This window comes from candidate division KSB1 bacterium, assembly GCA_022566355.1.
Lineage (GTDB): Bacteria > Zhuqueibacterota > JdFR-76 > JdFR-76 > DREG01 > JADFJB01.
The window spans coordinates 1-20488 of sequence record JADFJB010000085.1 but is presented as its reverse complement, the minus strand read 5'-3'; the positions used below and the strand labels follow the sequence as shown (position 1 = coordinate 20488).

Annotated in this window: 19 protein-coding genes; 1 reads left to right on the top strand and 18 read right to left on the bottom strand. The window is 42.5% G+C overall.

Translation table 11 applies throughout. From position 1 onward, the window contains the following. The 12 genes from IIC38_14240 to IIC38_14185 form a co-directional block, all read right to left on the bottom strand. On the bottom strand, positions 1-1176 hold a 1176-nt coding region (locus IIC38_14240; protein MCH8127095.1), incomplete at its 3' end, for a glycosyltransferase family 4 protein. A 203-nt stretch (positions 1177-1379) separates the two neighbouring features. Next, entirely contained in the window at positions 1380-2126 is a 747-nt protein-coding gene (locus tag IIC38_14235; GenBank protein ID MCH8127094.1) for a methyltransferase domain-containing protein, read from the bottom strand. Then, complete coding sequence (locus IIC38_14230; GenBank protein MCH8127093.1) at positions 2123-3586, bottom strand: B12-binding domain-containing radical SAM protein; 1464 nt, start codon at positions 3584-3586, stop codon at positions 2123-2125. Before IIC38_14230 ends, IIC38_14235 begins: the two co-directional genes overlap by 4 nt. Continuing rightward, positions 3583-4737 carry a glycosyltransferase gene (locus IIC38_14225; protein MCH8127092.1) on the bottom strand — a complete coding sequence of 385 codons (1155 nt, stop codon included), beginning with the start codon at positions 4735-4737 and terminating at the stop codon, positions 3583-3585. The genes IIC38_14230 and IIC38_14225 overlap by 4 nt, the downstream gene beginning before the upstream one ends. Before the next feature lie 34 nt (positions 4738-4771). After that, positions 4772-5575, bottom strand: coding sequence for a class I SAM-dependent methyltransferase (locus tag IIC38_14220; protein MCH8127091.1), 804 nt, complete (start codon positions 5573-5575; stop codon positions 4772-4774). Between the two features lie 202 nt (positions 5576-5777). After that, complete coding sequence (locus IIC38_14215) at positions 5778-7010, bottom strand: amidohydrolase family protein (GenBank protein ID MCH8127090.1); 1233 nt, start codon at positions 7008-7010, stop codon at positions 5778-5780. Positions 7011-7045: 35 nt separating this feature from the next. Then, positions 7046-7861, bottom strand: coding sequence for a methyltransferase domain-containing protein (locus IIC38_14210; GenBank protein MCH8127089.1), 816 nt, complete (start codon positions 7859-7861; stop codon positions 7046-7048). A 37-nt stretch (positions 7862-7898) separates the two neighbouring features. Beyond that, on the bottom strand, positions 7899-9377 hold the full coding sequence (locus IIC38_14205; GenBank protein ID MCH8127088.1) for a B12-binding domain-containing radical SAM protein: 1479 nt from the start codon (positions 9375-9377) through the stop codon (positions 7899-7901). Then, on the bottom strand, positions 9378-11456 hold the full coding sequence (locus IIC38_14200) for a glycosyltransferase family 4 protein (GenBank protein MCH8127087.1): 2079 nt from the start codon (positions 11454-11456) through the stop codon (positions 9378-9380). A gap of 1472 nt (positions 11457-12928) precedes the next feature. Next, positions 12929-13180, bottom strand: coding sequence for a DUF3179 domain-containing protein (locus IIC38_14195; protein MCH8127086.1), 252 nt, complete (start codon positions 13178-13180; stop codon positions 12929-12931). Between the two features lie 12 nt (positions 13181-13192). Beyond that, a complete protein-coding gene (locus tag IIC38_14190) occupies positions 13193-13600 on the bottom strand; it encodes a DUF3179 domain-containing protein (protein ID MCH8127085.1) in 408 nt (135 codons plus the stop codon). Between the two features lie 333 nt (positions 13601-13933). After that, the gene (locus IIC38_14185; GenBank protein MCH8127084.1) at positions 13934-14290 is read right to left on the bottom strand and encodes an integration host factor subunit beta; all 357 of its coding nucleotides are present in this window, start codon (positions 14288-14290) and stop codon (positions 13934-13936) included. A gap of 304 nt (positions 14291-14594) precedes the next feature. On the opposite strand from IIC38_14185, the gene IIC38_14180 reads away from it, so the two are divergent. Next, positions 14595-14831, top strand: a complete 237-nt coding sequence (locus IIC38_14180; GenBank protein ID MCH8127083.1) for a hypothetical protein — start codon at positions 14595-14597, stop codon at positions 14829-14831. Positions 14832-15395: 564 nt separating this feature from the next. Here the strand turns inward: IIC38_14180 and IIC38_14175 are convergent. From IIC38_14175 to IIC38_14150, 6 genes are all read right to left on the bottom strand, one after another. Continuing rightward, positions 15396-15698, bottom strand: coding sequence for a hypothetical protein (locus IIC38_14175; GenBank protein ID MCH8127082.1), 303 nt, complete (start codon positions 15696-15698; stop codon positions 15396-15398). A 5-nt stretch (positions 15699-15703) separates the two neighbouring features. Then, on the bottom strand, positions 15704-16525 hold the full coding sequence (locus IIC38_14170) for an ABC transporter ATP-binding protein (GenBank protein MCH8127081.1): 822 nt from the start codon (positions 16523-16525) through the stop codon (positions 15704-15706). Between the two features lies 1 nt (position 16526). Further along, on the bottom strand, positions 16527-17498 hold the full coding sequence (locus IIC38_14165) for an ABC transporter ATP-binding protein (protein ID MCH8127080.1): 972 nt from the start codon (positions 17496-17498) through the stop codon (positions 16527-16529). After that, positions 17495-18589, bottom strand: coding sequence for an ABC transporter permease (locus IIC38_14160; protein ID MCH8127079.1), 1095 nt, complete (start codon positions 18587-18589; stop codon positions 17495-17497). The genes IIC38_14165 and IIC38_14160 overlap by 4 nt, the downstream gene beginning before the upstream one ends. 37 nt (positions 18590-18626) lie before the next feature. Next, positions 18627-19619 (bottom strand): ABC transporter permease, encoded by a 993-nt coding sequence (locus IIC38_14155; GenBank protein ID MCH8127078.1) that lies wholly within the window; start codon positions 19617-19619, stop codon positions 18627-18629. Further along, positions 19619-20488, bottom strand: an 870-nt coding sequence (locus IIC38_14150; GenBank protein MCH8127077.1) for a hypothetical protein, incomplete at its 5' end; no start/stop codon positions are given. The genes IIC38_14150 and IIC38_14155, both read right to left, overlap by 1 nt.

Genomic DNA, 20488 nt, shown 5'->3' with positions numbered 1-20488 from the left:
CGTCACTAATTCGCGGTAAACCTTTTCAACATTTTTTGCCAGCGATGAGAAGCTCAAATCACGAATAAATTTATCTCTTATCGTTTTTGATAAATCAGGAATGCCATTTCTATGAATATCGAGAACTTTTTCGGCAAGCGCTGAATAATTGCCGCGAGGAAACAGGATACCATATCGACCCTTTTCAGTTATGACACGAAAAGGGGCGATATCAGACACAACTGGAATCGTCCCACAGGCCATGGCTTCCAATAAGGCATAACCACTAAATTCTTTATGACTGGCCTGCAAAAGGAAATCTGCGCTATTTAGAATGATTTCCATCTTTGCGTGCGAAATCTCGCCACAAAATGTAACTTTTTGTGCCAGGACTGGTTTACTCCGCACTTCCTCTTTCAAGCTGTCCAATAGTTCCGTTGAACGATAATAAAAATATAGCCTTGCATTTGGCCACACCTCGGCAATTTGTTCAAAACCACGCAGGGTTACCAGGGGATTTTTGATAGGATGCAGCCTTCCAATAGAAATGAAAATAGGATCGCCCTGGAGTCCGGATTGTTTCCGGGCCTGGATTTTATCGATCTTCTGAAAATTTGTTGAGGATTCTACAACCAGCCGCACTTTTCTGGAATCAAGACCTTCCTCACACCAGGGTTTCGATTGTTCCAATGTTGTGAATAATACAGAACTCAACCGCTGCAAATTTTTCCTTTCAAATTTTCTGGCAATCAAATTATGCGCCGGCGATCCACCGTGATAATGAACAATCACAGGAACTCGATTTTTATGAGCCCAGCGTGAGATTAGCCATAGATTTGGCGTCATGGTTAGACCAAAATAATGTATGATTTGCGGTTGCAGCGCATTTAATCGCTTTATCATTTTAGAGGCTAATTGAAAATATGGATAGCGGTATTGGTGAAAGAAAAAACCAGCGAGCTTGCCGACATTGGCGAAGAAAAACGGTGGAGACATAAATTCGAAAAGAACAGAATCATCTTCGATCATTTCATTTTGGTAAAAATGGAGAAGAACGGTTACTTTGTGTCCCAATTGTTTCAAATGTAAGGGTAAGTGGTAAGTTAATGAGTACGTCGTTAGCAAATCCTTGCCGGAAAGCCCGCCTCTGGAAAATAAATCCGAATCGTAATATCCATGAATGAGGCATATATTCATATACTAACGTGAGTTCGTAATAGGTGAATTCATGGTTCGACTCCGCTCACCATGGCTTAAATTCAGCAGCCTGAGCCCTTCGACAAGCTCAGGATGAACTCGTCGAGGCTGATAATTTTGTATATTTTCCATAAGATTAATTGTGTCGAACTCATGTTAATTCAAGCTTTAAAATAAAAGTTTTCGAAAAGTAGTTGGCGGTATTAAGGTTTGCTTAATTTGAAAATTAAAACTGCTGGATATCCAACGGATTGTTTATAGGTTTCGCGACCTTTTGGAGTTCGGTCAAAAAAATGTTTAACGGAATCGTCAATCCGGGGTTCGCGGATCTCTTCTAATTTTAAATTAGCTTCCTTAAAAATTCGAAAGTAATCTTCATGCAAATGGACATAGTTGCGAATACGAAACTCTTTATAACGATTGCCATGCCACTCCAAAAATGACCGATTCCATCCAATGATCGTACAGAATGGATGAAAGTCAGAAATGAGTATAGTCCCGCCAGATCGTGTAACGCGTACAATTTCCTTTAGCGCCTCACCTAATTGTTCAATATGTCCCATAACGAATGATGAAAGCACTACTTCAAAACTGTCCTTTACAAAAGGCAAAAACAGTCCATTTGCTTGTAATAATCTTGAATTGCTTTCAATATGCAATTGGGATTTAGCTTCGGTAAGCATATTGAATGAAAAGTCTATACCGACGACACAAGCAGCTCCATGATCCGCCATCATTTTTATTCCTCGACCGACTCCACAACCGAAATCGAGTATATTTAGTTGATTGAGATTTGGCAGCAGCGTTTGGATCGCATTTTTCTCAAGGCTAAGCAGTGGGTTGTCTTCATCTTTGTATTTTGACGCCCAACGTTCATAACCTGTATGTGCGTCAACGGTTTCGACCGGATTAGACTCAAGCTTGCGACGAATACGCTGCCACAAATTCATGAACTTTCTACACGAGGATTTCGTAACGAGATCGCACGTTTTGCAATTTTGAGTTCAATGGGCAAATGATAATATCTCGATCGATATCTCCACCCCGCTAAGGTTGCAAGGAGTTTTCGTGTAAATGTTGTGAGTCGAAAATCCTGAATGGTGGGCCATCGACATTGCATAACAGTTTCGAAGTTCTTTAGCCACGCAAGTAAATCTCCTTTAAGCCATTGCACTTGAGGATTGTGATGGGATGCAAAATTAATCCATTCCCGGGTTGCCCAGTCTTCCAATTTATTTGGATATGGGTTTTGGGCATCGATATCACCGTACGAGCCCCGCTGTTGTGGTGTTGGGGTATAATGATAAATAATTATTTCACACCTGGGGTCGATTTGCTTGAGCTGGTAAATCAAATCGATGGTTTGCAACGCATCGCCTAGCGGATCTCTTGGGTTACCGAATAGAAAACTAAACTCCGGAATAATATCAAATCGTTTAGCACGTTGGGCCATTTCTACAATTTGTTCCCGGGTTTGGTTTTTCTTCATATCGCGTAGTGACTCGTTAGAGCCAGACTCGGCGCCAAAGAAGATCATTTTGCAGCCGGCATCACGCATTTTTCTCCAGGTTGAATCGCTGAAACGTAACAGAATGTCTATGCGGGCTTCACACCACCATTTGATTCCTAATGGCATCATTCGATCAAACAATTCAATCGCGTGATCCTCGGCAAGGAAAAAATTATTATCGAAAAACAAGATCGAATCGATATGAAATTTAGTTTTTAGATAGGTGAGCGCTTGCTCGGTTCGAGCTGGTGATGCTATTTTTTCACGGCTGCCATAAACCGAAATAACTCCACAAAAATTGCAACTGAAAGGACAACCCATACTTGTATGATGTACAGCAGTTCGTTTACCTAAGAATGAACCGTACAAATAATAGTCCGGCTTTATTTTGTGATAGGGCAACCGGCATGGAAATTCATTGGGGCTGACCATGGGTCTTGATGGATTATGAATTATTTCCCGGCCATTTTTGAACGAGAGACCCTTGATCGATTCAAATTGACCGCCATTCCTAGAAATATTTAAAAACTCTACCAGTGTTTGCTCACCTTGTCCACGCACGACAAAGTCTACAAAACCTGACTGTAGAGTCACATCAGTATGCATGGAGGGAAAGTAACCTCCCCACATCATGGGAATAGTGGGGAAACGTTTTTTCAACTCCTTACATTGCGGTACAGCATTTCCAATTTGGGGTCCCGGCATCACCGTGGCGGCAATGAGCTCCACATCGTCTCTCGAAGTCAATAGATTAGAGATTGTTTTAACGGGAGATGGATCGATATTTCCATCAACGATAACATATTCATCATCTTTCAGGATCGCACCAATATGCATTACCGATAGCGGGAAACGTCGAGCGCCGGGTCCGCAAACTTTCGGGTTGAAAAGAATGATCATGCTTTTTTACCTACCATTTTAGTGTATAGATTAATCAACTTTGGCACTTGTTTTAATCGATTCAATTTCTCTTGAGCGATTGCCAGGCTTGCGGTAGCAAAACTTTGACAAAGCTCCGGATGGAACACAAATTTGTTTATTGCCCCTGTTAACTCACCAGGCTTTTTAGGATCGAATAAAAAACCATTCGTACCTGGAATTACAACATCCCTGGCAATGCCTACGTTGCTGCTTACAACAGGCAAGCCGGCTGCCAACGCTTCCTGGATTGCAAAACATTCTCCTTCATGCACAGACGCATGAACGAGGATATCCGATGAATGGTAATACTTATACATTTCTTCATGATGAACCCAACCCATGAAATCTACCCGTTCATTTAAACCCAAATTTCTTGATAATTCCTCGAGGTCGTTACGAAGAGGGCCATCTCCAATAATTTTGAGTGTAACAGTTTTTGGTAACTTTACCATGGCTTGCAGGATTATACCGATATTTTTAACTGCTATTAAACTGCTAACTGTTAATAACCGAATATTATGGGATTTTTTATCTTTAATGTGATTCGACTTAATTTCCGCACCGATAGGCAGTAGTATTTTCGACCCTGAAGCAAAACCGTTGACTTTTTTCGACATTTCCATTTGTGCTTTGCTTCCATATATGATGCCATCTGCATTGCGCAGTACGAAAGGCAGAAGACGCCGCCAGCGCCACTTTAGTTGAGCGCCATAATTAATTTCCGGTAAACTTACAAACTCACTTCCCAGGCCGGTAATAAGCAGAGGTATGCCAAGTATTCGTTTGGCTAAAGTACCAACTAACCCCGGTTCAGTTGCCCAATATGCATGAATCAAATCGAATTTGGTTTTGGCATGCTGTTTTACTAAACTGACCAAACTAACCGGCAACCACGAGCCTCTGCGCCAGGCGCCAAAGCTTTGAACGGGAAGGCCTTGCCATTCATACGATTCATTGCTGCGTGGATGGCTCAAAGCGAAAACCGTAATATCTACATATTTTTTTAGTTCTACCTGCAACTTGGATATTGAAGGCAAAAACCAATCATTGTTCCTTGCAGGAAAACCCGGGATAATTACAGCAATTCGCAGGCGCATTGGTTGATTAAATGTTTGATTCGGCTGTTTCATTTTAACGTCATGAAAATTTCATATTCCAAATCTATTAAGAATTTACTGTCAACTTTATCCAGGGGAATGGCGGTCGAAACCTTGCTGATATCCTTTTGCGAATTTGTTGAAACAGGCTGCCAGTTAGCTGTAAATATTCTACCGTGAAACCCTGAAATGAATCGAAAGTGTGGTGGTGATAATGGTCACTCATTTCAGGAAAGCCAAGAGAATTATAGTAGTCCCGGGTTCGGCTCCTGGCTGAAATGATGTTATCTCTGCTGTAAAAAGGACTATCTATAATGTGAATTTCACCGTCAACAGGTAGTAAGTATTTTAGTTGATTTAAAAGTTGATTTAAATCCGAAAAATATTGGACTGAACTTGCAAGTAAAATAACATCGAATTTAGATTTTGGCAAAATATCTTCAAAGATATTTCCGTAAACAAACGAGATTTTTGCAGTATTGCCAAAAACCCGTATTCCTTGTATCAGTTCTTTTTCATTAATATCCAATGCAGTAACATGGCAATCCAGTTCATTGGATAAGAAATATGCAAACCAGCCATTTCCGCAACCCAAATCCAGAATTGTCAAAGACTTCGATTTCTGTTTCAAATAACCAATGAAATTCTTTGCGCTAGTTGCTCGTATTTTCCATTCACCATTTAATGAATGGCGAGGATTAATAAATGGCAACCGCTTTACTATTTCATCAGGATATAATCGTTCCTCGCTTTCCCTGACAGAAAGATAAAGTTCTTCAAATTTCTTAAATCTTTGCGGCTTTGAAAGATAAGTCACAGCAGAAGCTGATGTCAAATAAGTGGATTGGACTTTACTTAGGGCATCATTCATTGGATTTTATTTTTTGCTTAAGAATTCAAGATGTTTCGCCATATCTTAATATCAATTCATATCTAGCGAAATGTCATTCTGAACGAAGTGAAGAATCTCTTGATTTTATTGGGTTTATGACATTTCAGAGATCCTTCGCTACGCTCAGGATGACAATTTTATACTTATACTAATAAGTGCGCATTATTATGATGATCCCTATTTAATTGGTATGAACCAAATATTCTTCGGTTGTTATCACCTGACTTTCACTTTCCTGAAATAAATTCCATAGTGGATTTCCGGATAGAATTTCTTCTCCAACCTGCTCCTGAATACGGTTTCTTAAAGATTCCACGTCGCCATAAATCCATTTAGAAATTCCACCTATCCGCGCATTACAGTTGCCTAAATCCAGTAAACCGGCAAGTGATTCACTTGCAAGTCGCGGCAGTCCGTTTACCATGACCAGTTCAATATCTCCTGGTTTTAAGTTGAGCAATATTTGTTCCGGTGGCTTTCCAGTATCTTTCACTAGGATTAAATCTGCCGGTGAACCTTCCTCCAAAAACCCTGATCCATTTGTCATTTTGAAAATGGAAGCAGGGATAGACGTAACCATTTTTAATAGTTCTTTCTTCGCTGCAAGACCAGTGGTTTGCGCAAATTGAAGTTCATCTAATAATGTTGCCGAACCACTCATCGTGGAGTCAGTTCCCAAAGCCACACGAATTTGTCCTCTTAATATGGAGACATCTACCGTTTGGCCAAAAAGATAAATATTCGATGCCGGGCACCAAACCAGGCTTGCTTTCGCCTTTGAAAGGTTATCAATTTGTTTTGGTTTTAGTGCTGTTCCATGCACAAGAACAGTGTTTTCTCTAATAAGTCCTATTTTTATTAATTGATTAATTTCAGAAGTAGATTGAGCATCGATTCCTTCACCAGCGTGAATAATGAACGGTTTTCCATGGCTTTTTTTGAAAGACTTTTTGAGTTCAGATCCGTGCCCTATTGAATGAGACCAGCCATATTTTCTAAGCACGCGTATCGGAAATTTATTGTTGAAAATTTTACTATAATATGGATTATGATGAACAACGGTTGTGACCCCAGACACCAAATTCTTGTAAGCTCCCCACCACAGTTTATCGACAAGTGAAAGATTCAATATTTCCTTGACGGGTGTTGATGCAGGATGATAAATTGCTTGTGCCCACTGATAGAAATTATTGTAAGGTGGATTACCTAATCGTGGGAAGAGATTTAATTCGAGATGATCATGAGAGTTTATCAGACCAGAAAGCGCCATATATCCGGAAAGATCCAATACCAATTCTCGCCTGCGTTGTGCAATTCCCTGGCAGCGAGTAAGGATTTTCTTCTCTATACGGAGATCGGCAAAAAAATCTTTACCATCAGAGTAGATATGTAAATTTTTTAACAGCAACTTCATTTATGGCCCATCTTTTTAGTAAGAACTATTTCTTTTCAATTCGGATTGTATTGCATCGTTAAGATGAAGTGATCAGCCCATTTGTTAAATGGTGTAATTCGACTAAATAATTGATCAAATGCGGTTAAAGTGCGGTATAGCCGGGGATATCGTTTAGGGAATTTTTCCATGTAAGGAGGTGGGCTAATAGATGCCAAGCCCTGCAAATTGATTATTTTGAATTCTTGTCCAAATGCTCTAATAACTTGTCGAGGGCTAAAGTAATAGGCCATAAATTGTACGCCTTCAATTTGCGCTAACGCACCATTTTGGCGAAGCCGGCGGAAAGCGGTTTTAAATTTTCCACGAAAAATCAGCGCTAATTCCCAGGGACAAAATTTTGGCATTATTACAATAGTTACAAATCCACCTGGCTTTAGTAAGCGCAAAATGGATTTTGTAACTAAAGTCAAATCCGGCACACAGTTTAATCCGCCAAAATTTGAAAATATAAAATCAAACTGACTATGGTTGATATTTTCCAGCTCGGTAAGCGAGCATTTTTGAACAGTTATTCTATGGTGCAATTTCAGCAAATCAACTTTTTTACGCAACTGGTTAAGCATGCCTTCGGAAATATCAATGGCATGAACACGGCAGCCATTATTCGCAAAAAATACCGCATCTAATCCGGTTCCGGCATTCAGCTCAAGAATATGTTGACCAGTCTGAACATAAGATAGTGCATGATTTCGAACTTGCTCACGCATCCACTGCAAAACCAGGTTGTCTTTTTCAACCTCATCATAATGGTTAGATTGCCGTGAAAAGGCTTCTTCCACTTTAACTAGTTGTTTTGTTAATTCTACCATGGTTTAGTATATTTTATGCATTTCAGTAGGATTTATTTCAACTAATTCCAGATTGTTTTTTCAGCCTCTGAAGTCCAAATTCATCAAATGGCAGCGTTAATGAATTGAAAGCGATTCTGCCAATTTTACGAAAGTAGTTCATATTCAATTTTTGCGGAGAATGGTATGCAGCTTTCAGATTCTCCCTGGCCAATTGTCTGCGGAAATTTTTATGGATGACAGTATGCAGCTTCCGGTAGAAAGCAGTCGAATAGGGACCCTGGTAAAGCATGGCTAAATCGTCGCTATCTTGCCAATTCTGTTTGGTTCCCAACTGGTCTTTTACCAGGTCATAAAATTTCGTTCCTGGTAATGGATAACTCACCGAGATGCCTATGTCGTCGGGTTTACAGTCTCGCACCATCTGCATGGTTTTCTCGATATCCTGCCAGGTTTCACCGGGATAGCCGAATTGCAGAAAAAATCCAACTTTAATCCCAATTTCATGAAGCTGTTTTGCAGCTTCATGAATCTGCTCTGTTGTGGTTCCCTTTTCCATCGCATCGAGAATTTTTTGCGAGCCGGACTCAGCCCCGATCCAGCAGGTTTGGCACCCCGCTCTTTTCAGCGATGGTATGGTATCTGATCTCAGTAGTAAATCTGCCCGGTTTAAACTTTTAAAAGGTGTATGAACTTTATGCGATTCTACCAGGTCGGCAAACTCCTCGATCCAACCGGGTTTCAGTCCCAGAATGTCGTCAGCAAACCCAATATGATCCGGATGATAGTTTTCTTTTAGCCAGGCCAATTCTTCGACAACATTTAGCGGCGATCGGGAATTGTATCGCTGGCCCCAAATGGGTTTCGCACACCAGTTACAATGATACGGACAACCACGTGTCGTAACCATGTTCATGGAGAAGTAGCCATGATTTTTTATCCAGGTTTTTCGATATCGATCTAAGTCAATCTTTTCCCAGGCAGGAAACGGCAAAGTATCCAGGTCTTTTAGTACCGGTCTGGGATCTGACTGGTTCAAACCGCTATTTCCATTCGGCCAAAACAAAGATTTTATTTGATGGATACCAGTTGTGGTACGACCGGATAATTCGTCCAACAGTTCCCCAAGTGTTAGTTCGCCTTCGCCGCGCAAAACATAATCAGCGCCGGCCGCGAAATATTTACCCGGGTGGTCGGTAGCATCGGAACCGCAAACAATAACAACACATCCGACATTTTTAGCCATTTTGCACATTTGAAATGCAGCTTCCCGCATACGCAAAAGACACATTTTGCTGAGATAGTTAAAATTGTCTTCGAACAGAACCGCATACCTGGGTTGATATTTTCTCAAGGCGTCTTGCCAATCCGATTCAGATTCTGCCAGCATGGCATCGAAGAACGCTACATCATAGCCTTTTTTCTCCAGGTAGCTGGCAGCATAGAGCGAACCAAGCGGGGGGTAGGGTTGCTTTGCCTCCCATAGTTTAGGATCAAAGCGCAGAAAATAAGATTGTCCTATGATTACATCTGGCATTTAGTGAGATAATATTCTTTTATTGAATTTTGTCATGATTCGTTCCTGATGATCATTGGTGAAAAGTTGAATTCGCTGGCGATCGATCCAGATTCTGCTGTTCTGTAATTCTGCTGTAATTGTTCGAATTCGTTTCGAGTAATTCCGGTAAACAAAATTTTCCAGCCGATCGAAAAAAGGATTGGATAACATCATTTTTAAAAATTTACTGACTCGCGATTTTTGAATATTGAAAAATCCGTCATTTACTCCTGTTAAGCCGGCGTGGGGTAAAAAATCGTAGATCCAATTGTTGGCCTGCCAATAATGGACAAATTCTCCGTTCCCTGATATTGGACACAGGTGGGCAATTTGATGAGCTGTGAAAAAGTTTTGTTCTGGTAAAGTGGGTCGAGAATATCCCTCCAGGTAATTAATACACATTATGTTTCTTTTGCCGATCACTTTTAGAAACAAGACCAGCATCAGATAGGTAATCCAGGTTCTTCGTCCATCCACGATAAGCACCAGATCGATATCATCGTTACCATTAACATTTTCGAAAGCTATTGTTCCGGTCAGAGCTACCGCTTTCACAAAAGGAAAACTGCAGATCCTTCTCAGTGTTCTACGGTATTTTTGTAAAAGCTTTTTTGTCTTATCCTTTTTTTGCAGCCGGAGTGAAACGAGATTTTGACGTCCTTTGAGAAAATAATAACAATCGAAAAATTGAATTTCTTTTTTTAACAGCTCGCTTTCTAATTCTTTTTGAATGCTTTTTGCAGATGCTGGATATGCTATCAAATCACGATGGATTTCCTCCAGCGTTAAAGGATAATCGAATAAGTCTGAAAACAGGAGGGTCTGAAGGATGGCTTCTCGAATACCCGTTGGTGATGCATAACTGGATCCGGGGATATTTTTTCCTGTTTTTTTGGAACCGTGGAAAGATCGATCATATGTTTTATAGGATCTTTTTACGCCTACCTGCTCATACAAATCAACTGTTTTTCGGGCGGTATTTTCCCATGAGAAATCACCGGCTCTGGCCAAGCCTTTTTGGATCAAATCTTCTCTAAACCGTACATCAAACAATACCCCGGCCATTTTGGTTATCAGTTGCTTTTTGTCCCCGGGCTCGAAACGCATACCAGGCCAACTAGCGATCTCAGCTGTTGCACCAACATCCGAACAAAGAGTTGGAACGCCATAAGCCATTGCTTCCAGCACAGGGAAACCAAATCCTTCGTACATGGAAGGACAAACAAATAATTCAGCTCCCCGGTATAAAGACTGCAATTTTTTTTCGTTCACATATCCAGTGAGATGAATGCGGTTTTCTAACCTGGCAGATTGAATTTCTCTTCGTACGCAGTTCAAATCGTTACCAGCTTGACCAACAATGACCAGATGGTGTGTAATGCCTTTATTTTGAACCAGTTCTGAAAACGCAGATATGAGCAAGGGAATATTCTTTCGCCGGTCTAACGTACCTACAAAAAGAATATAAGGGTAACCGTCTGTCAAATAGTTTTTTGTGCGAGATTTCTGTTCAATGCTATAGCCATTATTGGGGTACGGTTCGATTCCTGAGTGGATGGTTGTTGTTTTCGCTTCAGCCTGGGGAAAAAGTGAAGTCAGGTCATTTTGTGTGCTTTGGGATACAGTGATCAACGCATCAGCGTGGTTCACTGCCTGGTTAATGAATTTCTGAAAACTAAACCGGCGGGAGAAAGAATACAATTGCGGGAAAAGGAAGAATGTTAAATCATGGATCGTGACAACCAACCTAGTATTGACAAATCCGATTGGAGCAACATAATGTGGTGAATGCCAAACATCCAAACCCATTTTTTTTGAAAAATATTTTGGCCGACCCATTTCCCAGGCAATACGGGGAATGCGAGAAAAATTCGGTAATCCAATTAGATCAAAATTTCCGGATAGATTTGAAAAATGGTAAAAATCTCTTCGCTTTAAAAAGATAAAATATTCATTATTTGCATCAACCTTTGCCAAATTGCTAATCAAATTACAAAGATACCGACCAGCGCCAGCCGGGCAAATAGGTAAAGATGTGGCGTCAATCCCAATTCGCATTTATAGATGCTATCTCATTTTCGGAATTAAGAACTTAATTTGGTTAGTACTATTTAATCGATATAGTAACAAAAGATTTGGAAAATTTATTTTATAAAATTTTAATTTAAACAATCTGACAAGAAAAAAGTTGCTATCTATTTATCAACCCCGAAGGTAAACAATGCACTTATCAACCTGCATATAAAATACTATCTTGATCTTGTCTCTTTTTATCCATAGATGCTGCATAATACTAGTTGATAAGTTAAAAATCAATGAAAATCTTAGATCTTAATCAAATTGTTTGATGGGAAAAATATTAAGATTCCCAATTAATCATGTCCTTTATTTGAAAGTAAATTAACCTGAATAATTCATGAATCATGCTTTCATGCTTAAACCTCCAAACTATGTCATCCCGTCACGTGACGGGATCTATTTCCATACATTTGAAAAAGCCTGCATGATAAGCATAAAATATCTTAAAAAGATCATTTCCTCGATTAACAGTGATAAGGTTTATGAATAGATCAAGTTAAATAATTTTTTGCACTTCACGTACTTTCCAACATTATTATTTATTATTTTATAATTAACTCTTTCACTCTTCTTTCAGTTTATCAATCTCAAATGTTCAGCCATTATTTCACCTTCATCAGATCACAGCTCTAAAAAAATCATTAAATAGATTTAGTGCTCTTTGTTTTTCTGACTTCATTATCAATACCTTTACATCATTATGAAACAAAAAATCCATTGACTAGCGGACAAGACTTCGACATGCCTATTACCAATCAATGGATTCAATAATTAGTGTCTGAACAAATACATCCTTTCTGTCATTCCCGCATATTTTTAGCGGGAATCTACCTGCTTGAAATGATTAGATTCCGGCTCAAGCTTGTCCCTGCATGTTTTTAGCAGGGAAGATTACCGGAATGACACTAGTTGTCGAGTTTTCGTTCAGACACTAAATACTTAATTTAATATAATATATATTGATATATTGTTGTGAATTTAGTCTCTTTTATCAATTTTCACATTAAAAACGAATATACAATTAGAGCAAGATAAAACAATAAATCTCTAGTATCCGTTTCGTAGATAAGAGACTTTTTGTGACCGTCAATAATGTCAAATATCATTCAAAACTTTATCCGAAATATTTATTTTATTTTGATTCCTGCCAACTATTAAGAATACCATTTTCAAAATAAAGGTAATTATTTTGATATATCCATTGTTAGTGTAATCCAAAACTTCCCACTGATTTATTTATTGAATTAGGCTCTCCCCACTTTTACGTGCCATTTCTGCAGACATTCCAAGCCATATTTTCTGGTTTATTATTTTTTGAGCTATAACCGTTCCATATTTTGTACGCAAATCAGCTTTTCTTTCAGCTCTCCTTCGAGATTCATTTAACTTTTGTGTTTTAATCCGTTATACATTTTTTATACTATCTTTCGTGCTTTTTCAAATTGAACAATTTATTTGAGAAACTTAGATGTCGGATGGGCGTCTCTCCAAGTATTCCACCTTGTCTTTGTCGATGGAAACTCCGCAAGTTTCCGATCGGCGTATTGACCACTTATGCAAGTCAGTCCGACCTCTCCCGGCAAATGATACCAGAGGCTTTCAGTTTCATAGTCAAACAAAACGAAAGTGTTATCAAAGGTCCAACCGCTTGCACTTAGGGTTAGTACCTTATCATCTATCTCACGGCTGTACACGGCAGCCAAATCGACGAGCGGTCAGTATGCTACCGCAACATGGGTTTCGCCGAACACCTCATCGGCAATCTCATGCCACGATAAAACTCTAATGGGATAGGCTCGCGGGTCATTAGCCAGACTAACCCCTAGTACCATAAAAGGAGATGGAACCTCGGGGTAACCAGGATCGCCTGGGGCAAGCATTTCCGGATTCAGGAGTGGTGTTATGGCAAAAGGCCCTAAGCCAAATTGAAACGCGAATGGGTCCATATTGTACTTTTCCTTAGCGTGGGTGACATCCCAACTTTTTCCGGTTCGATCCACGATAAAGAATTTCCCATCCCTTGACTCTACAGTAGGTCCTGCTGGTCCAGTGGAAGAATCAGTACAGCTTAAGAGAAATATCCACGCCAAGAGGACAATTGGTTTCATTTTCTGTCGTAGCATCTCCAGCCCTCCTTATTGAGGTTCATCTTTGACTTTTTACAACCATCTAAACGACAATATAAAGGAAATTATTCCGAAAATTACCGCAAGACACTCTAATTTTTATAATATTTTGCAATATATTGTGCCTAAAAATAGTGAATGAATTTTTATGCTATGCTTTTTCCTTCATTTTTTGTTTTCAATTAAAATATTGTACCTATAATCCTGGTCTGTTTTTTGGAATTTATTCATATCTCTTCGTTTTTTCAACATCAAATAAAACGATGTTATGTAAATAATTAATTAAACTGAATAATTCATGAATCATGCTTTGATGTTTAAAACTTCCAACTATGTCATCCCGTCGTGCAGGCTGTTGCAGAATACACCTATATTGTTCAGAGAGGTTTTTAACTCCTTTTTAAGTAATTTTTCTGGTTTGAAATGAGTTTTCCTTCTTGGGGGAACATAAACACTCTCACCGGTTTTGGGGTTACGTGCTTTGGGCTTTGCTTTTGTCGTCTTTACTTCGAAAACACCGAAATCACGAATCTCAATCCTTACTTCAGGATCAGCTTCGGCCATAACTTCTCGTAAAATCGTAAACAATGCAGATACAACTTTTTCTGCTAAGGGAAGTTTCTCATCAACTTGTCGAGCTACACGCCTAACAATATCCCTCTTTGTTACGGTAATCTTTATTGTCATAGCAAAAAAAATAGTTTTTGATTTTAGTCAGGAGATATTTCCGGTAAAACGATATTGGATAGTACTAGTTAAGAAATCCAAAACCAATGATTTTCTTGAGTATTGAAATTTTCAGATTCTCCGTTTCACTGTCTCACGTTTCACTTCTGCCACATGTCCTGAGCTCAGTCGAAGGGTCTACCGTATCACGTTTGTGGTCTCACACCTCTATGAAATTATTTAATTCAACTAACAATTTTATAAATATTTTAAAATTCATACCGATAACATGAAATGTAAATAAATAATTTTTTATGGAGGTTTTATGATAGTCGAATATAAATGTATCAGATGCGGATCCGATGATTTTGAGGAGGGTGCGGTTCAATCGTCAGGCACTATATCCTTTCGTCCAAAAGCTACAAAGTTTCTGCAGCTGGTTCCGGGTAACATGACCATCAACTCGCGAATATGCATGACCTGTGGTTTCATTGAATTAACCGGGGAAGTAGAAAAAGTTGAGTCGCTCACAAAACGTACGGAAAAGGCATATAAAGTTTAATTTTCGTATAAAAAAGAAAAATTCAGGTGAGTATGAAATTCTTCGTCAAAAGAAAGACCAGCATGATTGTGAGATCAGCGATCCGGATTTAAGAAAAACTAAACTTTAAAACTATGCCGGGCTCCTTGGAAAAAATTCTGGAAAATTTTAGGACATTAATATATCTGACCCTACCCCTTCATTTTTCGAATGTATACGGGAGTTGGAATCGGAATTATTTACAACATACAATCTCAATATTTTAAGCACTGTGACGCTAATAAAAAAGTTGTAAATATGAGTCAAAACCAGTTAAATTGAAATCAAACAAAAAGCCCTGTACTATTTTAATATTACAGGGCTTAAGCAGTAGCACCTCCCAAAATCGAACTGGGGACACACGGATCAGATTTTTATTTTACTAAATAATGTATGACGAACTCGTAAAAAGTCGAAAGATTAAAAGGATATACAATATATTGACATTTCACGTTTGGCTAACCACATTATATTGTGTTCACTAAAAGGTTGCCGCCTTACAAACAATGGAACAGATCGAAACTGCCGCTGGGTTGAGCGCTACTTTTAGCTACGCCGGGCTCCGGTATGGTCACACACGTACAACTTTGCGTCTGTGCTGTGAACAGCCAGATCGCCGGTAGTCCAGTCCGTATAAGTAAGGAAGCACCCATTTGGGGAAACCGCCCCCGTAATATCGACCTCGGCCACTTTGTAAGGTTTGCCGACGCTGGCTTTCGGCGCTTGCGCCGCCTCCAGGTCAAAAAACAGGGAACCGATAGGCATCAGCGCGATAGGAATCACTAGAAGCCACATCTGGGTTGCTCCGCTTAAGGTTAAAAGTTTTCCACTTTTTATCAATCTCCTCATATTGATTAACCTCCTTTCCTCCTTTTTCGTTTTCTGCCCGGATCTGCTTCGGGAACCGCAGCAAGGAGCGACTTGGTATAGGAATGCTGCGGACTGGAAATCAGACGGTCAGTATTTGCTTCCTCGACAATCTTTCCCTGGTACATCACCGCAATTCGATCGGCGACGCGCTCGACCACGGCCAAATCGTGAGAGATGAATAGCATGGCGATGCCCTCTTTCCGCTGAAGATCAATTAAGAGGTTTAGGATCTGCGCTTGTACTGAGACATCCAGCGCCGACACCGGTTCATCGGCCACAATGAAATCTGGCTCCAGGGCCAGAGCCCTCGCAATAGCTATGCGTTGACGCTGTCCACCACTGAATTCGTGGGGATAGCGGTGCATGAAATAGGCTTCCATGCCTACCTTGGAGAGCAACGAAGCAACCTGCTCTTCGATCTGATGTTTGGGAACCATGCGATGGAGTCGAAGCGGCTCGCCAAGAATCTGTTTCACTTGCATACGTGGATTCAGAGAGCCATAGGGATTCTGGAAGATAATCTGCATCCGCCGCCGCAATTTCCGCAGTTTTTTTGCGCTAAGTGTTAGCAGATTTTCTCCATCGAAATGGATCGTCCCTGCTGTTGGCTCCACAAGCCGTAGTATGGATCTTCCCAGCGTTGTCTTGCCGCTGCCGGATTCCCCAACCAGACCCAGTACCTCGCCTCGTTCTATCGTTAGATCGACCCCATCCACGGCTTTAACCCATTGTTGGCTGCCAAACCAACGGCTGCCAAATGGGAAGTAGGTTTTGAGGCCCGAGACCGACAGCAATATTCCGTTCATATCAGCCCGTCCCCACTTTGTAGCATGCGCACTTGCGCATATCCGAGATATTTCGGAGCGGAGGAAACTCGGATGTGCATGACGTATCACCGATGGTACAACGAGGATGAAAGGTACATCCGGAGGGTAAGTCCAGAAAATCAGGGACAACTCCCGGAATGCCGTGTAAAGGCTCTTTACGTCCAAAACCCAGTTTGGGAATGGACTGAAGGAGGCCTTGCGTATACGGATGTTTTGGTTCTCGAAAGAGCGCATGGGTTTGGGCAACTTCGACAAGCTTACCCGTGTACATCACCATCACACGCTTGGCCATCTCGGCAACCACGCCCATATCGTGGGTAATCAGCAAAATCGCCATCTTATATTGTTCTTGCAGATAGCAGAGGAGATCGACAATTTCCCCTTGCACCGTGACGTCCAGGGCCGTGGTGGGCTCATCCGCGATCAGAAGTTTGGGTCTTCCGCTGATCGCTATGGCAATGACCGCTCGCTGTTGCATACCACCGGAGAATTCAAAGGGATAAGCTTTGATTCTTTTCTCCGGCTCAGGAATACCGGTTTCGCCTAACAGTCGAACCGCTTCAGTTTTGGCTTCATGTTTGCCCAGCCCTCTATGCAGCCGAAGCACTTCAGTAATTTGGTGCCCAATGGTGAAGACCGGATTGAGCGCGGCGCCGGGTTCCTGGAAGATCATGCCGATGTCACTTCCTCGTATTTGGCGAAGTCTTTCCATATTCACCCGCAACAGGTTTTCTCCATTGAAAAGAATACTGCCGCCTACGACTCGTCCCGGCCAGGGAATGAGATTGAGCAAGGAAAGAGCCACGATGGTTTTGCCACAGCCCGACTCGCCGACCAGAGCCACGGTCTCCTTTTCATTCACCTGGAAACTAATCCCATCGACCGCCTTTAAAACTCCTTCGTCAAGGAAGAAGGTGCTTGTTAGGTTTTCGACTTGCAAAAGCATGCTCATACGAACCTCCGCATCAGGGACTTGGGGTCCAACGCATCGCGAAGTCCGTCCGCCAGTAAATTGAAACAAAGGACCGTGATTGCAAGCAGAGTTCCCGGGAAAAAGGCAACCCACCAGGCTACCAAGAGGGCGTCTTGCCCCGCGCTGACCATATTTCCCCACGACGGTGTGGGTGGTCGAATGCCGATACCCAGGAACGATAAACCAGCTTCAGCGCCGATCATCCCGCCGATCATCAGCGCGGCGCTTATCAGAATCGGCGACATGGCATTCGGAATCAAGTGTCGAAAGATGATTAAACGATTTGGCAGCCCGATGGCACGGGCTGCCTCGGTAAACTCTCGCTGCTTCAAAGAGAGAAGTTCCCCACGGATGAATCGTGCTGTTCCCGGCCAGGAAGTCAGCCCGAGAATCAATACAAGAAAAACAATGTCAGCTTCAAATATACCTACCAACATGAGCATCAAAAAGAAAGTTGGAAATGAAATGATGACGTCCACGATTCGCATGAAGATGCTATCGATGATTCCTCCAAAGTAGCCGGCCATCGCACCGTAGACTGTACCGAGCGAGATGGCAACCAAAACCGCCAGCAGACCGACAGATAGGGAAACCCTGGCGCCATAGAGGGCTCGGCTGAGCAGATCACGTCCGAATTCATCGGTGCCGAATAGATGGTCCGTTGAAGGAGGGAGATATCGGGTGCTCAGGACATCCGTTATCGCTGCCGGATCATAAGGAGCCAGAATCGGTGCAAGTATGGCAAGGATATAGAAAACCACAATCACATAAAGTGCGGTAACTGCCATACGGTTGGCTGTAAACCTGCGGCGGGCAAGCCGGAATGGACTCTTTCCCCGGGGACCCTCGGGTTTTGCCGTAAGGAGTCGACGCACATCCCAAACGGAGTAGATCACACTCGCGGCTAACGATACGATGAGAAAAACAGCTGCCAGCCAGTAGTCGAACCCGGTGGTATTAAAAACGTTAAGAAAGACTTGCCAGCGCCAATACAGCACCAGAATGATCGCGAGCGTAAACGCCAGAAGCGGTCTACCACGACTGTGTTTACCCAGCAGGATGTGACCCATTCCGGGGAGCAGAGAAGCTGCCAGAAGGCTAAATTGACTAGACTGGTTTCTTCTTTTCATAGGATACTCTTGGATCTACCATTACATAAGTAACATCTGCGATGAGGTTACCGATCACGGTTAAAACCGCCGCTATCATACTTGTCGCCAGGATAACCGGGTAATCACGGGCATGGATGGCTGACAACGCCAGTCTTCCCATCCCGGGCCAGGCGAAGATGTTCTCTATGATGACCGCCCCTCCCAACAAAAAAGGCAGGGAGAGGCCATAAATGGTTATGATGGGAATCAGCGCATTTCGAAGGGCATGTTTGAGAATCACAGCCCGTTCTCGAAGTCCGCGTGCGCGGGCAGCCAGGATGTATTCCTCGTTCAATACCTCCAATAAGCGGCTGCGCATGTAGCGCGCCGTCCCGGCTGCCGACGCGATACCAAGAACAAAGACCGGTAGAGCAAGATGCCAGCCCAGATCTACTAGTTTTTCGAACCAGGAGAGAAATTCATAGTCAAACGACCGGGTCTGGGAAGTAGGAAACCAGCCGAGTGTGACGGAAAACACCAGAATGAGCATAAGCGCCAACCAGAATCCCGGAACCGAGTAAAGGATTAGCGAACCAAGCGTAATGGTCTTGTCCAGCGCGGAGTATTGTTTGACGGCCGAGATGATTCCGAGGGCAATCCCAACCATCGCATCGAAGAGGAGCGCAAAAAAGGCTAACAGCAGTGTGTAGGGAATGGCCTCCGCCAGCAGGGCGCTAACCGGGCGCCGGTGTGCAAACGACTCACCAAGATCACCCTGAAGCAAGTTGCCGAGCCATTTCACGTATTGAACGTGAAGGGGCTGATCGAGTCCGTATTTTTGCCGGATGAGCTCGATGACCTCCGGGTCTATGTTGCGGCGGAAGCGCTGCTCGAGATAAAAGTCCATGGGATCGCCCGGCGCCATGTGCACGATGAAGAACGTGACCGTAGCGATCCCCAAAAGGAGCGGTATGGCCTGAACCAGCCGCTTTAGAATATAACGTACCATCAATCTTCGTCCTCCAGCCACAGGTATTCCATGTACCAGAGCGGATCGGCCTGCCAGGGACTGCTCAGTCCCTTGATGCGCCGATGGGCAAAGATGGTCCGGACGCGTTGGAAAAGGAATGTGACCGGCAAGTCCTCACGGAAAATTTCCATAAGCTGAACGTAAATTTGATCCTTGGCATCCGACTCAGCCAGAACAGCGCTCGCTTGTTCGATCAGTTCGACAACCCTTGTGTTTTTGTATCCAAGTGGATATCTCTCTCCAAAGTGAAACCGCTTCAGCCATATGTCGTGGCTCACAAAGACGGTCAAGGCGGCCTCAAACTGTCCCTCCTTCACTTTTGCCAACACATTAATGTTAGGCATCATTTGGATATTCATTATGATACCTACACGCCGGAACTTGTCCTGAATGTAGACCGCTACTTCCTTGTTAAAGGGTAAACTGCCAACAAGTGTGGTAAAGCGGAACTCCCGCCCATCCCGGTCGCGTATTCCGTCACCATTGCGGTCTCGCCAGTCGGCAGCCTCGAGGAGAGTTCGGGCTCTCTCTGGATCGTAAGGCAATGGATCGGGCAACCGACTACGCAGAAGTTGACGGCGGCTGTAGGGCCCGTCCACGATAGTTATTGTCTCCGGTAAGTTGAGCACACGCAGCAGTTCCCGGCGATCAATGGCGTGCGTAAGTGCTTGACGGACGCGGAAATCGCAGAAAAGCGGGTGATCGTTTTGCCAGTAGATAGCCCGCTGGATCCACCAAGCAGAATATGAATGGTAAACACGAAACCGCGGATCAGCGGCCAGCTTGGGAATATGAATTGGGTTAGTTTCCATAATTGCGTCTACGTTCCCGCTCAGCAGATCGTTAAG